This window comes from Exiguobacterium undae DSM 14481, from assembly GCF_000620805.1.
Taxonomy (GTDB): domain Bacteria; phylum Bacillota; class Bacilli; order Exiguobacteriales; family Exiguobacteriaceae; genus Exiguobacterium_A; species Exiguobacterium_A undae.
In genome coordinates, this window is record NZ_KK211187.1 from 1,490,155 (window position 1) to 1,504,101 (window position 13,947).

Consider the following 13,947-nt stretch of genomic DNA (forward strand, 5'->3'; position numbering starts at 1 on the left):
CCTGGAAATAAGATGTAAGTAACAGGAAATATGTGACGACCATCGTCTGAAATTTACGATGAGACGGGAGAGGAGTGAACGTATGCAACTCAAACAATCGATTTATTTTCATTCGCCGATTTTCATTCAAAACATCTTGACGACGATATATGGGCGCGTCTTGTACCAAGAACGATATGGGAGCGTCTATCAAAAGCGTTTTCAAGAATTAAAGGAGAAAGAACAATTTCGAATCAACGCTGAAAAAGAACAGTTGAACCGTCTGAATCACTTTCTGGCGTTTTGTTACGACTACAGTACTTATTATAAAGAGCTTTTTGACGAAGCGCAGATCTCCTTACCGTTTCACCAATTAGAGGAGTTGAAGCAGATTCCTATTTTGAGCAAAGAACTGTTACGTACACGCAATGCAGACATCCACGCTAAAGTCCGGGCACCGATTCTTGGAAAAACGGGAGGGACGACCGGAAAGTCGATTCAAGTCCACTATACAAAAGACGATATGCAAATCCGGATGGCACATCTGGATTATTTCAAGTGGACACACGGGATTGAGCGCGGGATGCGCCGGGCCAGTTTTACCGGTCAAGTGCTCGCAGCAACAAATCAAAAATCACCGGTCTATTGGCGGATGAACAAAACGATCAATCAAATGCTGTTTACGATTAAAAACATCAATCCGCAGACGGCTGCTTCCTACATCGAACAATTAAACCGATTTGATCCCGAATCGATTGACGGATTACCGTCCGGAATGATTGAAGTCGCCCGACATGCCAAAAAATATGGGATTCCCTGTACGTTTCGACCGAAAGCGATTTTCCCGACGGCAGAGATGATGACGGCCGAAGAACGGAAATTGATTGAAGAAGTGTTCCACGCTCCGATTTTTGACCAATATGCCTCATCGGAAGGAGCGCCGATCGTCGCTGAATGCCGTTATGGAAAAAAACATCTGCATTACGAAATGGGGATTATCGAAGTCGAGGCAGATGGGCAGATTCTTGTGACGAGTTTTGACACACATGGCACGCCTCTCGTCCGCTATCGTGTCGGAGACCGAATGACACTCAGTGAAGAGACGTGTCAATGTGGTCATGCGGGTCCAATCATCGCATCGATTGATGGACGCGGACGCAGTTTCATTCAATTGAAGGACGGTCATCGCATTTTTGAAGGCGAACTTGCCGGTATCGTTCGCGCCTTTCCGAACTGCATCGAACGTGTCCAATACATCCAAGCAGATGAAAAGGAAGTCGTCATGCTGTATGTACCGGACGAACGCTGTTTTAAAGAAGAACATGAAAAAGAGCTTTATTTTGTCTTGAAGCGGTTGTTTGGGGGACAAATGGAGGTTCTTTTGCGAGCGGTTCCGGAAATCCCAAAAGAAATCAGTGGCAAGACGTTGCTGATTAAACAGTTAATTCCGGAAAGCTTATAGTGAATAAAGATGTAAAAAAAGCAGATTTTTCCTGATTTTAAAAGGAAATGATCTGCTTTTTTTATGTTGTCAAAAGAGTCGCAAACTGTAAAAAACGGTAAAATGCTAGCACATTTCAAGGGAACCGGATGATTTTGTCATGTAGTTGTCAGAAAAGCGACATAAGCTAAAGGTATCAGATAAGTTCAGATTTATTAAAAGTGGATAAGTGATCGATTCATTGTTCGAGTGGTCGACGATCCAGTCGTTGTTCGAAAGGACGTGCGCAGATGGGAATCAAAGAGCAAGTGTATCTGTATTCACCTGTGTTCCTACAAAATCTTTTGACGACATTGTACGGCTATCAGTTGCAACGGGACCGGTATGGACCGGTGTATCAACAGCGGTTTCAAGAATTGATGGACAAACGGGCGGAAACGATCGATGTCGCAGCGGATCAATTGAAGCGGCTCAATGAGTTTTTGTTGTTTTGCCAGCATCACAGTCCTTATTATGAAGCGTTGTTTGCAGAATTGAACCTGCAATTGCCGTTCGAGAAGCTGACGGATCTGAAGCAGATCCCACCACTTGAAAAAGAAACGTTACGGCAACACATCGGATCGGTCCGAACGGATCTGCCAGCCCCGATTATCGGCAAGACAGGCGGCACGACAGGAAAGTCGATTCAAGTCCATTATACGAAGGCCGACATGCAGATTCGAATGGCGCATCTGGACTACTTCAAAGCGACGCATGGGGTCGAAAAAGGAATGCGACGCATCAGTTTTACGGCGCAAGCCCTGGTTTCGGAACATCAGCGGACCCCTGTCTACTGGCGGATGAACCGAGCGCTCAATCAATTGTTGTTCACCGTCAAAAAAATCAGTCCGCGTACGATGACCGCCTATCTGCAAGCGATCGACGAATTTGATCCGGAATCAATTGACGGCTTACCGTCCGCGATGATTGAACTTGCCTATCATGCAAAACGAGAAGGAATTGAGCTGACATGTCGGCCACGCGCCATTTTCCCGACTGCTGAGATGATGACACGAGAAGAACGGCAATTGATTGAAGACGTGTTCCATGGACCGGTTTTTGATCAATATGCTTCATCGGAAGGGGCACCGATCGTCTCGGAATGCCGGTGCGGACAAAAACATCTGCATTACGAGATGGGCATCATTGAACTGGAAGCAGACGGAGAAGTGCTCGTGACAAGCTTCGATACCCACGGTACACCGTTGATCCGTTACCGGGTCGGAGACCGGATGACCAGCAGTGGGAAGACGTGTTCCTGTGGTCATCTCGGTCCTGTGATTGATTCAATTGACGGTCGAAAACGGGGCTATCTCATTAAACCAGACGGTCAAAAAGTATTTGAAAGTCAGCTGTCGAGTCTCGTTAAAGTGTTGCCGAACAGCGTTGAACGGGTGCAATATATTCAAAACAGTGAACGGGATATCACGTTTTTGTACATTCCGGATTGGACACGTTTTTCGTCGGAACACGAGCAGCAACTTTATCGTTTTTTGAAAACCTTACTGGGCGCGGACATGCAGGTATCGCTTCGGGCAGTTCAAGAAATTCCGCGTGAAGTCAGTGGCAAAACGTTACTCGTCAAACAAATGATGGCTTAAAAGGCAGATCTTTTCGAAGATCGGTCTTTTTTTGTCGATTCCTTCGTCCAACTCAATGGAAATAGATGACAATCTCTTGTAAAATGGGAATCATTAGTGGACTAGGAGGGAAGACATGAAACCAGGCCCTAGCATTTTGATTCTCGGGACGATGCACTTAGATCGTCCCGAGAACGGTGATCTGCTGCATCCGGCGCCGATTACAGTGTCGGATGCAGACCGTCAACAGCAAATCCAGACACTGATCGACGTGCTGTTGACGTTTCGACCAACGAAAGTGGCGCTTGAGACGACAGCGGACCGACAAGCACAACTCGATCAAGACTATTCCGCCTATCAAGAAGGAGCTTTTGAACTGACGGCCGATGAGCAACATCAAATCGGATTCCGGTTGGCCTGTCAAGCGAAGTTGCCTCAGGTAAACGGCGTCGATTGGAATCAATCAATTGAGGGAGTGCCAAACCTTAGTCAACTCGAACAGGAAAAACCGGTTGGATTTCATCAGATCATCTCGCGGGAAACCGTACGGATGAAACAATTGGATCAGGATATCATGCGGCTCGATTTTTTGACCTTCTTTCAGAAAATCAATCAACCAGACACGACACGGGGTATGCATCAGACCTATTTGGAACTCGCCCGTCTCGGGGAGACGGGCATGAAGTGGGTTGCCCGGTATTGGTATGTCCGGAATCTGACGATTTTAAAAAACATCCTCGCACTCGTCAAATCATCGGATGAACGAATTGTCTTGATTTACGGATTGGCCCATGTGCATCTACTGCAACAACTGTTAACAGACAGCGGTCTGGTCGAAGTGATGACACTCGACGACCTGACACGATAAGGAGAGAAGTCAATGTTATTTCATTACCATCTGTGGACGCCGTTCGTCGAAGAGACGGAACGGTTTTATCAAAAGCTTGGTTTTCGCGTGACGCAACGAATTGGAAAACAGGACGGAACGTTCACGTCGTTTGACCCGCCACTTGACTGGGACGATTTCCGGCATGAAAAGATTCTGTTTCGGATCATTGAGATGAAACGGGGCGCAATCAATATTACGTTTGGGTACGGAAAAAAAGTCGCCTTCGACCACATCGGCTTTTGGATGACAAAAGCCGAGCGGTTGGCGACACTTCAACGGGCGGAAACGTTGGGGTGGACGGTCCAGGCGAACGAACGCCGGACGTTCATTCAGACGCCTTACGGCTTTCGGATCGAATTGCAGACGCATCTGGATGCGATCGAATCACGATCGGGAGATCAACTTCTGCAGCTCGAGATTGCGACACCAAAATCAGGTCTTGCAGCGATGTTACACCAGTTACTCGAGCGACCGGTTCCGGAAATCACGACGTCAGCAGCCGAGCAGACACGTTTGGTTGACGTGACGTTTTCCGGTGAGCACGCAAGACACGAGCAGGATCCAAACGGTCTGGAAGTGCGGACGACGAGTCGGGTGCAGCGTTAATCAACGAGTGGATAGGTGACGAAGACTTTTAACGGATGCGCGTCTGTCAGCAAGCGCTCGAAACATGCGACTAGATCGCGGGAAGCGACCGTTTGTTCATACAGTTGCTCGAGCTGCGGAACGTGCGCTGCCGTCTCGAAAAACCACGCAGCATGAGTGCGGTAATCCCACCCGTCACTCGAGCCGACAATCCGCAATTCTTTTTCGTAAAAAGCCGGCGTTAACGATAACGTCTCGTGATTCCCGTCCGACAAGATACAGAGCTGACCGTGAGGAATCAATGCCTCTTGTAACAGAGCAAAAGCGTCCTGACGGGCCGAGCATTCGAATGCATGCGTAAACGTGTCGGAAGACGGATCGTCGAACTGAAACAAAGCCGTCGCGCCAAGTCGTAAAGCGAGGGCTGCCCGGACGGGATCCGGTTCAGAAACAATAATGCGTTCGACCTGATAATAGTGCCTGAGATAAAAAACAGTTAATAACCCCATGACCCCCATCCCGGTCACGAGTACAGAATCCGTCGGCAGAGGCGCGAGTTTCCGCACGCCCTTTGCGGCGTCACACGACAAGATGTTCAGTAAGGCGAGTTTAGCGGAAATCCCGTCCGGAACAGGAATGGCTTTAGACGCCTCGACAAGCGCGACGTCTTGATGACCATAAAAAGAAAGCAACCGATCGCCGACCTGAAACTGGGTCACGTCTGTCCCGACGGCGAGGACTTGGGCGTAGCTTTCGTAACCGGTCTCTTTCGGGTAGATCGTAACCGGGTCCGTTAGATCGTTGCCACGGATTTGCGGTAGTTCGGCGCCGATGCTGATGGCTCCGGCGATGGTTCGGACAAGCAATTCGTTTGCTTGCGGGGGAGGCAGTGTATGTGTAGTCCAGGCGACGGAACAAGCTGATGTCACCTGTAAGCGGTGCTGATCCATTAAAAACCCTCTTTTCTGAAAAAGTGATTCATCTTCATGTAGTATAAGGTGAAAAAATCCTTTTCAGAATAAAAATATGACAATTTTGTAAGGTGTGAACTTTTGGGAAGTAACCTGTTTACCAATCAGGATATGCTATTCTAGACAAAAGACTGAACAAGAAGAGGACGTGGCAGACATCGAACGCATCGAAATGTCGATTCATCGTGGATTAGTGGAATTAAAGAATTTAGATAAACGGATTCAAAAAGCACAGACCAAACCGTTCATCGGTGTTCATACCGGCAGTCAGGCTCCGGCAGGTTATCCGTCGGTCGTGACGTTTGCCGAAGAAGCCAAAGCTAATCTCCAATCGATTCGGGACTTGATGGAACGACGGAACCGGATCAAGTCGGCCATCACGGCGTCGAACGCTGTAACGATCGTCCGGATTGCCGGGCGCGAGATGACCGTCGCCGAAGCCATTGACCGACGGGATGCCGGACTGGTCTATGACCGTCAATTGTTGCAGACATTACAGACGCAACTCCGGCAGGTCGAGCAGACGATCGAAGAAGAACGTCAGGATATCACGCGTCGGGCTGACAGCCATATCGAGGCGACATATGGTTCACGCGAGAAGGGGAATGCCGAGGAAATCGAAAAGTCACGGCGTTTGTTCCTTGAACGCTTGGAACCAAACTTGATTGATCCGTCGCAGTTACGTCAAGTGATCGCCGAGCTCGACGAAACGATTGACACGTTTGAGGCGGAAGTCGATTTCACGCTGTCGGAAAGTAATACGGTCACGAAAATCTTCGCCTGATGAAAAAATTCCTTGTTTGTCCGATGATCCTGCGACCAAACACGCTTGTTTTGTGCGATAACAAAACGTCGGTGCGATGCACCTCACATCGGTTCTGAATGGAACCTCAAGTGAAAGTTCAACGCTGACAGCTCAACGGATAACGAACAATGGTCAACGATCAAATGATCAAAGCTTAAAGTTGAATGAGCAAAGACGAATAAAATCCACGGTACAACGGAATGAGAGAGGATTTGTTTGTTGCCTCTAGGAACACCGCGTGGCTGGGCAGACAAGGAATATACATAAGTAAGAGAAGTAAAACAGGAAAGGATGAGACGGATGTTGCCGATTTATTTGTCTATTTTGGAGATGTCGAATCTGACCCTTGCAGTTCTCATCGTGGGCGTCATCTTGACCTTCAAATACGGACGCCTGTTTGTGAGCAAAGAAATCCCGACTGCAAGTAAACGAATTGCCGCTGTCTTGTATAGTGCGTGTCTGTTCGGTTTGAGCGGCATCGTCCTGTTGTTTTCATGATGACGAGACCTTTTTTGACAGGAACCTACCGTGTCAAAGAAGGTTTTTTTGATTCAAAGGCGAAAGGGTAAAGATTGAACAGTGAAGTGATTATTAAACCAAGGGGGAACTGAGAATGGACGGATTATTAAAACGCCGGATCGGGGCAGGCATCGTTGATTTACTTGTCCAAGGAGTGGTTGCCGGTGTGCTCGAAGAAACCGTGTTGAAACGCGTCAAAAATAAGGCGGTTCATTCACTGATTACGGAACCGGCCGTCAATTTCCTGATCGAGACGACACAACTCGCGACAGGAAGTCGGCAAACCATCGGGCAACGACTGTTTCAGATTCAAGTCGTCAGTGACAACGGACAACCGCTCGCTGTCAAACAGATTGCGAAACGGATTGCTTATCGGGAAACGATTGCTCCGATCAAAACATGGAAAAACCGTAAAATTTATCTGCAGGACGGATCGGTGTTACCGGAGGATGAATTTGCCGGTACACGTGTTGTGCGGAAGGGAAAATGAAGCGATCTCCTCGCCTCTACACGTCAGGCAGAATCAGTACCGGTTTTTCTTAATCGGGAAAGGAAGAGGGGGCGGATGTGATCAAGACACTTAGTATTCAGCCGATCAACGCCGGCAATCGACAAGCGGTTCTGGCATTGGAAGTTGCTCCGACTCAACGTGATTTTATCGAGAGCAATCAACAGTCCCTGCAAGAAGCCAGGCAAGATCTCGTACACAACTGGTCGTGTCTGGCCTTATGTGAAGCGGATCGTCCAATCGGATTTATGATGATTGGAGCGGCGAACGAGCAGGAACGGTATATTTGGTTGGATCGTTTTATGGTGGATCGGCGCTTTCAAGGAAAAGGATACGGCAAGCTTTTCCTGAAACAAGCAATTCAGTACATTACCAAACAGTATGATGTGGATGAGATTGTTCTCAGTGTTCATCCAAAGAACAGGTCCGCGTGTTTGTTTTATGAAAAAAATGGCTTTCAGAACACACAACAAATCGATGAAGCCAACGGGGAAGTCATATTTGTCTATCCATTGGCCGGAGCGAACTACCCGTGTTTCCCGGATCAAAAGACGTTCTCATGAATCCGTCAACAGACGGGACGAGAACCCAAAAACTAAAAACACAATCCAGCAACTTGCTGAAAGGTGGACCGATTGATGGGGCGACTCATGCATCGGTCCCCTTTTTTATTTGGAGTTGATCGTTTATCCACTCCAATAATTTTTTCGCCGGACGTGACAGGACGGCTTCCTTTTTCCAAATCAAAAACGTGTTTGAGGTGACGTTCGGCAGGAGTGGCACAAAAATCAGTTCACTGCCTGTTGTATTGATGATGTGCTCCAGGCATAAAGCGTGACCAAGTCCTTCTTTGACCAAAAGTGACGCATTAAACAGTAAGTTATAAGTTCCGACGATGCGGCTTGCATTGAAATCGAGTCCCGTTTTTTCCGCAAACTGTTGCTGGTCTTTGGTTTGTTCCGAGATGATCAACGGTGCATTCCGTAAATCCGCTGCATCGACCGTCGTTTGTCGGCCCAGCGGATGGTCTCTTCGTGTCAAGATACCCCACCGGTCGGCTGTTGCAAGCTGCAAATGATGATATTCCTTGACGTCAAACGGTTCAATTACGAGACCGAAATCAAGAATCCCTTTGTCGAGTTTATCGAGAATATCTTGACCGTTGCCGCTGTGGATCCGGATGGTGACCTCAGGGTGCTGCTGATGCATCTCATGAAATGCCCGGATAACACTTAACATACTGGTCGTCTCGCCGCCGCCGATGTAGAGATCACCGTGCAACGTTTCTTCCGTCGTCAGATTGGTGACGATTTTATCCGCCAGCGTAACCATTTCGCGCGCCCGTTCGGCTAAATAATAACCGTTCTCCGTCAAGACGATACCGCTCGGCGTCCGATCAAATAAAACACCGTTTAACTCGTCTTCCAGCCGTTGCAGTTGGCGGGACAATGCCGGTTGAGAGATCCGGAGAATGCGGGCGGCACGGGTAATGTTTTTTTCTTCGACGACCGCTAAAAAATACCGTAACTGTTGTAGTTCCATGAGAATCCTCCTATGCGTTTTAGTTATGTCTCGTAATGTAATATTAGCATTAGACATGACTAATGGATACTTGTAGTGTTGTACACAAGCAAGACATACGAGGAGGAACATCAATGAGTACACCACTAAACAAAGTCATCGTCATCATGGGGGCATCCAGCGGGATTGGCGAAGCGACGGCCCGTTTATTAGCAGAACGAGGAGCGACACTGATGTTGGCAGCCCGTCGTCTCGACCGCTTACAGGACATCCGGGACGCGTATCCGCAAGCGGATATTCGGATCAAGCAGGCAGACGTCACGCAGTTTGATCAGGTCGAAGCTGTGATTCAGGAAGCGAATTCGGCATTTGGACGGATTGATGTTCTGTTTAACAATGCCGGCATCATGCCGACCGCACCACTTGCCGCGGGTCACCGGGAGGACTGGAAACAGATGCTTGATATTAATGTCATGGGGGTATTAAACGGAATCGCCACGGCGTTACCGATTATGGAACACCAACAAGCCGGTCATATCATTGCAACGGACTCAGTCGCCGGTCATGTCGTCTATCCGGAATCGGCCGTCTATTGTGGGACGAAGTTTGCCGTCCGGGCCATCATGGAAGGTCTGCGGCAAGAACAACGGGAAAACCAGATTAAATCAACCATCATTTCACCAGGTGCCGTGCAGACGGAACTCTATACGACGATAAAGGATCAAGCTGTCGGCGAATCGCTTCGTCAAGCGCAACAGGAATGGGGACTGACGAGCGAAGATGTGGCACAAGCCGTTTTGTATGCAATCGACACACCGGACCGGGTTTCGATCAGCAACTTAATCATTCGTCCGACGCAACAACATGTGTGATGCCGATGGAATCATCATCACTTCGTCAACAGGTTCAAAATCGACTGATTGAGGCAGACGATCCCCTGTTCGAGCAGATTCATGCCGTACAACGCGAAGGAGAACGATTGCTCCACCGGTTGAACCAGCAACTGTTGTCACCGACGGCGTTTCGCGACACGTTAGCCGAGTTGATCGGTCAGCCGGTCGATGAAAGTGTTGTCGTCTTACCCCCGTTTTATACAGACTTCGGGCAACACATTTCGCTCGGAAAAGACATCTTCATCAACCGTGGGGTGATGTTGACGGATCTCGGTTCGATTCAAATTGATGATCATGTGTTGATCGGTCCGTTTGCCAAGCTGCTGACCGTCAACCATCCGGTCAGTCCGGCAAAGCGGCGTGGTTTGCTCGTTGCCCCGATTCACCTGAAACAAAATGCTTGGATTGGAGCGGGGGCGACGATTCTACCGGGGGTGACGATCGGCGAACAGGCGATTGTCGCAGCAAACGCGACCGTGACGAAAGATGTCCCGGACAAGGCGATTGTCGCCGGTACCCCGGCTCGAATCATCCGTTACGTTGATGAGATGGAGGGATGAAATGAAGCGTCGCATGACTGTCATAACCATGATTCTCTCGCTTGTACTGTCGGGGTGCGGTACGTCGGCGCCTGTGTCGACCGAATCAGACAAAACGGTCAAGGAGAGAGCAACCATGCACATCGAAATCAATGGTCAAATCGCTTCAGTACAACTGGAAGACAATGCGACAACTAGAGCCTTGATGGCGGACGCCCCGTTTACGATTAAAATGGATGATTTGCATCGGAATGAAAAGTACCATTATTTCGACAAGGCATTTCCGACGGATGCTCAATCGGTTCAGAAGGTTGAGGCGGGAGACGTGTTGCTGTATCAAAACAATTGTTTAGTGATTTTTTATGAAGCGGTCGAACCGGTGGCTGAATATACACGAATCGGAAAAATCACCGATTTTGAGGACATTCAATCGCTGTTTGCTCCTGCAAGTGTCCAGATTCGTTTTCTGAATGAATAAACAACATAAAAAAGACTTACATCTGGTCCATGACCGGTTGTAAGTCTTTTTAAATTACTGTTTTTATGGTCATTTCAGGGACAGAGGCGAAAAGGAACTATCCAAATTCCATAACCGGTCTCCCAGTTGTTTAAGCAACTCGTTGGCCCGGCGCTCGATTGCCTCGGGCAGTGAAGTCTGGCTGAAGTAGCTCAGATTCAGACTTTCCCCGTCGAGCATCGCAAGCGTCCCCGTGACGTCTTTTGCGTGGTAGAGATGAATGACGCTGTATGTTTCATCCCCGTTCGGATACTGGAAGTAAAAGCGGGGACCGGAAAAGACGCCGATCAGTTCCAGTTGAGTCGTTTGTAGCCCGGTCTCCTCCTGCAGTTCACGGATGGCGACTTCTTCGAGTGTTTCGCCGAGTTCCATCGATCCGCCCGGCAGTCCCCAGTCGTGTGTATCGGACCGGTGTTGGAACAAGACTTCCTGTTGATCGTTCGTCACGAGGACCGTCGCACCGACGCTGATGATCGGACGACTCCCGATGGTCTTGCGTAATTCTGAGATATACCCCATGTAGAGACCTCCTTTAAGATCTATAAGATTGGCTTTGATGTAACCAGTGTTTGCACAGGACGGAACAGCATTCTTGTTCGTGATAACGTCTCAATCATTCGGCTGGATTGAGGTGGATCGCATATGTTGACAGGACATCGGTAAATTGCTGAACACTCATGTTCGGTCGCTCCTCCATTACCGGATGAATCCACCCTCTGCATGAATGATCTGTCCTGTGATCCAGGCGGCGTCTTCACTGACGAGGAAGGCAATGGTCCGCGCGGCATCACTCGGTGTACCGATCCGTCCGAACGGAAACTGCGGTTGGAGCTGCGTCCGGACGTCATCCGTCATCCACGTCGAATCGGTTGGTCCGGGATTGAGCGCGTTGACGGTAATCCCAAGCGGCGCGACAGCGAGCGAAAACGAAGTCGTAAACGCTGAAATCGCCCCTTTTGTCGCTGCATACGCGAGTTCATCCGGCATCGGACCGAGATCCTGTCCGGACGTCATATTGACGATGCGACCATTCTGTAAACCGGCTTGCTCGAACTGACGGGCAAACAGGACCGATAACAGCAGCGTGCTCCGGATGTTGACGGCGTAGTGGGCATCGAGTGCTGTAATGTCCAAGGAAGCCAGATCGGTCTGCGTCGAGTGAGCGGCATTGTTGATCAGGACGGACGGCGTACCGACTGTTGAGAGCGTATGGGTGAAAACACGTTCTGCCGCACGTGGTGCCGACAGGTCGATTTCAAGCGCCTCGCTTTGGGTACCGTTTGTCGCCAGCTCTGCTTGAAACGTCTTGATCCAGGAAGGATCGGCTTTCCAGTATGTAAAACAAATCGTCATCCCTTGGGCCGCGAGCTTTCGGCAAACCGCCGTGCCGATATCATCGGGATGGCTCGCACCGGTAATGAGTGCGATCCGGGGTGAATATGACATAACAACGCCTCCCATGTAAGTCCGTCTATGTGTGTCATTGTACCGTGATGAAAAGAAGGGCGTCCAGAAAAAAGAGGGTTTTTTTTACAAAATGTAATAGAATCCATCCGTTTCCAAATGCTATGATGAAAAAAAGAGGTGGTTCAACGTGCTGAAACGGAAATACGCGGCGCGCTCGTCATGGAAGCGGATAATTGAACGAAATTACCGGGAGCTGTACATGGAGACGGAATCATTCATCGGGTATGTAACACGTCTTGATATGATTCAGGTGACGCACTCGTTGCATGTTCGGTATTCAGAACAGGTGATTCAGCTTGTTGGCGACGGCTATTCCTGGCTGCAACAGTTTCCGAGCGGAAAAAAGCATGTCGTCACGACGATGTTTGATGAACACGGAAAAATCGTTCAAACATATGTCGATATTTGTCTTCGTCACGGACGGGATGCGAACGGGATTTACTGGGATGATTTGTTTTTGGATCTTGTGTTGTTGCCGTCGGGAGAGTGTTTGATTCTTGATGCGGATGAGCTGGAAGCGGCATTAAGAGCGGGGGAAATCAAACGGACGCAGTATGATGGAGCATGGCGGGAGATCGACCGGTTGCGCGAACAAATGCGGACATCGGATGTGGTGCCGGGTACGCTTGCTTATGCGCATCATGCCTTACTGAGCGATGCGTGATTCGAGCAAGCAAATCCCGTTGAGTGTCAAAACAATCAACGGGATGATGGAAGGGTGCCGCTAGACGATTTTGTTGTTGTTGTGATAGAGGACAAACAGAACGATGCTGATGACGGCTAAGGCGATCACAATAAGCACCATCATAATGTTTCATCTCCTTGCGCCTTTGAAAACATGACATATCCCTGTCCTAGTCTTTACCCTGTATTCAGAAGACCGAGTGAGCAGGACGCAGAAAATTTTTAACAGATCGAGATGACTGACGAGAAGTCTGATCTGAATCATCAAGGAGGTTGGAAACATGAAACAGGCGTACATATTTGATATGGACGGGACGTTATTTCAAACGAATCGTATTCTCGGTCATGCCTTGGACGATGCGTTCACTTTCTTGCGCGAGCAAGAACGCTGGACCGGAGAGACTCCGCTTGCGAAATATCAATCAATTATGGGAGTACCGTTGCCGGAAGTCTGGCGGACGCTGTTGCCGACGCACACGGATGACGAACGGACAGTTGTTGATCAAATCTTTCAAGGCGCGTTGATCACCCATATAAAACAAGGGCATGGTGCGTTGTATCCGGGTGCCGAAGCGACACTCATGGCCTTAAAAGCAGCGGACCATCCTTTGTACATCGCAAGCAACGGCTGGAACAACTATTTAGCTGCGATCGTGACGTATTATGAACTGGATCGTTGGTTAGACGGTGTCTACAGCATCGAAGACGTAGCATCGTTACAAAAAAGTGATTTGGTACGGCACATCTTGTCAAACCATCAGTTGACGCAAGCGACGGTCGTCGGAGACCGGATTTCTGACTTTATGGCGGCACGGACGAATCAATTACCGGCCATCGGCTGCCGTTTTGATTTTTCGAATGAAGCGGAACTGGCAGAAGCAGATTATATCGTCTCCGATTTACGGGACATCCTAAAGCTGAGTCTTGCTCCGCTCTCGAAATGAGATAATCTAGTTTCAACACGACACAACCGGTGCCTCCTTTAAATGCAAGGGGACACCGGTTGTGTT

Annotated in this window: 17 protein-coding genes; 13 read left to right on the top strand and 4 right to left on the bottom strand. The window is 49.0% G+C overall.

The window, feature by feature from the left end; translation table 11 throughout:
• Positions 1-82: 82 nt before the first annotated feature.
• From P397_RS0108155 to P397_RS0108170, 4 genes are all read left to right on the top strand, one after another.
• Positions 83-1,441, top strand: a complete 1,359-nt coding sequence (locus P397_RS0108155; protein WP_028106137.1) for a phenylacetate--CoA ligase family protein — start codon at positions 83-85, stop codon at positions 1,439-1,441.
• Between the two features lie 269 nt (positions 1,442-1,710).
• The gene (locus P397_RS0108160) at positions 1,711-3,060 is read left to right on the top strand and encodes a phenylacetate--CoA ligase family protein (RefSeq protein ID WP_028106138.1); all 1,350 of its coding nucleotides are present in this window, start codon (positions 1,711-1,713) and stop codon (positions 3,058-3,060) included.
• 115 nt (positions 3,061-3,175) lie between these two features.
• A complete protein-coding gene (locus P397_RS0108165) occupies positions 3,176-3,907 on the top strand; it encodes a DUF5694 domain-containing protein (RefSeq protein WP_028106139.1) in 732 nt (243 codons plus the stop codon).
• 12 nt (positions 3,908-3,919) lie between these two features.
• Positions 3,920-4,534 carry a VOC family protein gene (locus P397_RS0108170; RefSeq protein WP_028106140.1) on the top strand — a complete coding sequence of 205 codons (615 nt, stop codon included), beginning with the start codon at positions 3,920-3,922 and terminating at the stop codon, positions 4,532-4,534.
• Here P397_RS0108170 and P397_RS0108175 read toward each other — a convergent pair.
• The gene (locus P397_RS0108175) at positions 4,531-5,463 is read right to left on the bottom strand and encodes a zinc-dependent alcohol dehydrogenase (protein ID WP_028106141.1); all 933 of its coding nucleotides are present in this window, start codon (positions 5,461-5,463) and stop codon (positions 4,531-4,533) included. The genes P397_RS0108170 and P397_RS0108175 overlap by 4 nt on opposite strands.
• 169 nt (positions 5,464-5,632) lie before the next feature.
• Here P397_RS0108175 and P397_RS0108180 point away from each other — a divergent pair, with 169 nt between their 5' ends.
• The 4 genes from P397_RS0108180 to P397_RS0108195 all read left to right on the top strand — a co-directional run bounded on the left by P397_RS0108180 (position 5,633) and on the right by P397_RS0108195 (position 7,879).
• On the top strand, positions 5,633-6,268 hold the full coding sequence (locus tag P397_RS0108180; RefSeq protein WP_235183955.1) for a hypothetical protein: 636 nt from the start codon (positions 5,633-5,635) through the stop codon (positions 6,266-6,268).
• 321 nt (positions 6,269-6,589) lie between these two features.
• Entirely contained in the window at positions 6,590-6,787 is a 198-nt protein-coding gene (locus tag P397_RS0108185) for a hypothetical protein (protein ID WP_028106143.1), read from the top strand.
• A gap of 115 nt (positions 6,788-6,902) precedes the next feature.
• Positions 6,903-7,298 (top strand): RDD family protein, encoded by a 396-nt coding sequence (locus tag P397_RS0108190; RefSeq protein WP_026832824.1) that lies wholly within the window; start codon positions 6,903-6,905, stop codon positions 7,296-7,298.
• 77 nt (positions 7,299-7,375) lie between these two features.
• Positions 7,376-7,879: a GNAT family N-acetyltransferase gene (locus P397_RS0108195; RefSeq protein WP_028106144.1), complete on the top strand. Its 504-nt coding sequence runs from the start codon at positions 7,376-7,378 to the stop codon at positions 7,877-7,879.
• A gap of 85 nt (positions 7,880-7,964) precedes the next feature.
• Here the strand turns inward: P397_RS0108195 and P397_RS0108200 are convergent, their stop codons facing one another.
• Positions 7,965-8,858, bottom strand: coding sequence for a LysR family transcriptional regulator (locus P397_RS0108200; RefSeq protein ID WP_028106145.1), 894 nt, complete (start codon positions 8,856-8,858; stop codon positions 7,965-7,967).
• A 113-nt stretch (positions 8,859-8,971) separates the two neighbouring features.
• Between P397_RS0108200 and P397_RS0108205 the strand changes: the two genes are divergently transcribed.
• The 3 genes from P397_RS0108205 to P397_RS0108215 are packed head-to-tail and all read left to right on the top strand — an operon-like array spanning position 8,972 to position 10,747.
• Complete coding sequence (locus P397_RS0108205; RefSeq protein ID WP_028106146.1) at positions 8,972-9,709, top strand: SDR family oxidoreductase; 738 nt, start codon at positions 8,972-8,974, stop codon at positions 9,707-9,709.
• 5 nt (positions 9,710-9,714) lie between these two features.
• Positions 9,715-10,290, top strand: a complete 576-nt coding sequence (locus P397_RS0108210) for a DapH/DapD/GlmU-related protein (protein WP_028106147.1) — start codon at positions 9,715-9,717, stop codon at positions 10,288-10,290.
• Between the two features lies 1 nt (position 10,291).
• The gene (locus P397_RS0108215; protein WP_028106148.1) at positions 10,292-10,747 is read left to right on the top strand and encodes a cyclophilin-like fold protein; all 456 of its coding nucleotides are present in this window, start codon (positions 10,292-10,294) and stop codon (positions 10,745-10,747) included.
• A gap of 69 nt (positions 10,748-10,816) precedes the next feature.
• Here P397_RS0108215 and P397_RS0108220 read toward each other — a convergent pair whose 3' ends face one another.
• Together P397_RS0108220 and P397_RS0108225 are read right to left on the bottom strand one after the other, a co-directional pair.
• Positions 10,817-11,305: an NUDIX hydrolase gene (locus tag P397_RS0108220; protein ID WP_028106149.1), complete on the bottom strand. Its 489-nt coding sequence runs from the start codon at positions 11,303-11,305 to the stop codon at positions 10,817-10,819.
• Between the two features lie 177 nt (positions 11,306-11,482).
• Complete coding sequence (locus P397_RS0108225) at positions 11,483-12,232, bottom strand: SDR family oxidoreductase (RefSeq protein ID WP_028106150.1); 750 nt, start codon at positions 12,230-12,232, stop codon at positions 11,483-11,485.
• A gap of 148 nt (positions 12,233-12,380) precedes the next feature.
• Here P397_RS0108225 and P397_RS0108230 point away from each other — a divergent pair, with 148 nt between their 5' ends.
• Entirely contained in the window at positions 12,381-12,917 is a 537-nt protein-coding gene (locus P397_RS0108230) for a DUF402 domain-containing protein (RefSeq protein WP_028106151.1), read from the top strand.
• A 301-nt stretch (positions 12,918-13,218) separates the two neighbouring features.
• Positions 13,219-13,881 (top strand): HAD hydrolase-like protein, encoded by a 663-nt coding sequence (locus P397_RS0108240; protein WP_028106152.1) that lies wholly within the window; start codon positions 13,219-13,221, stop codon positions 13,879-13,881.
• The last annotated feature ends 66 nt before the right edge of the window (positions 13,882-13,947 follow it).

Excerpts from the sequence above, each read along its gene's own strand:
- P397_RS0108225 (WP_028106150.1), bottom strand. The coding sequence starts at position 12,232 with ATGTCATATTCACCCCGGATCGCACTCATTACCGGTGCGAGCCATCCC.
- P397_RS0108160 (WP_028106138.1), top strand. The coding sequence starts at position 1,711 with ATGGGAATCAAAGAGCAAGTGTATCTGTATTCACCTGTGTTCCTACAA.
- P397_RS0108170 (WP_028106140.1), top strand. The coding sequence starts at position 3,920 with ATGTTATTTCATTACCATCTGTGGACGCCGTTCGTCGAAGAGACGGAA.
- P397_RS0108215 (WP_028106148.1), top strand. The coding sequence starts at position 10,292 with ATGAAGCGTCGCATGACTGTCATAACCATGATTCTCTCGCTTGTACTG.
- P397_RS0108175 (WP_028106141.1), bottom strand. The coding sequence starts at position 5,463 with ATGGATCAGCACCGCTTACAGGTGACATCAGCTTGTTCCGTCGCCTGG.
- P397_RS0108165 (WP_028106139.1), top strand. The coding sequence starts at position 3,176 with ATGAAACCAGGCCCTAGCATTTTGATTCTCGGGACGATGCACTTAGAT.
- P397_RS0108220 (WP_028106149.1), bottom strand. The coding sequence starts at position 11,305 with ATGGGGTATATCTCAGAATTACGCAAGACCATCGGGAGTCGTCCGATC.
- P397_RS0108185 (WP_028106143.1), top strand. The coding sequence starts at position 6,590 with ATGTTGCCGATTTATTTGTCTATTTTGGAGATGTCGAATCTGACCCTT.
- P397_RS0108210 (WP_028106147.1), top strand. The coding sequence starts at position 9,715 with ATGGAATCATCATCACTTCGTCAACAGGTTCAAAATCGACTGATTGAG.
- P397_RS0108190 (WP_026832824.1), top strand. The coding sequence starts at position 6,903 with ATGGACGGATTATTAAAACGCCGGATCGGGGCAGGCATCGTTGATTTA.
- P397_RS0108240 (WP_028106152.1), top strand. The coding sequence starts at position 13,219 with ATGAAACAGGCGTACATATTTGATATGGACGGGACGTTATTTCAAACG.
- P397_RS0108200 (WP_028106145.1), bottom strand. The coding sequence starts at position 8,858 with ATGGAACTACAACAGTTACGGTATTTTTTAGCGGTCGTCGAAGAAAAA.
- P397_RS0108155 (WP_028106137.1), top strand. The coding sequence starts at position 83 with ATGCAACTCAAACAATCGATTTATTTTCATTCGCCGATTTTCATTCAA.
- P397_RS0108205 (WP_028106146.1), top strand. The coding sequence starts at position 8,972 with ATGAGTACACCACTAAACAAAGTCATCGTCATCATGGGGGCATCCAGC.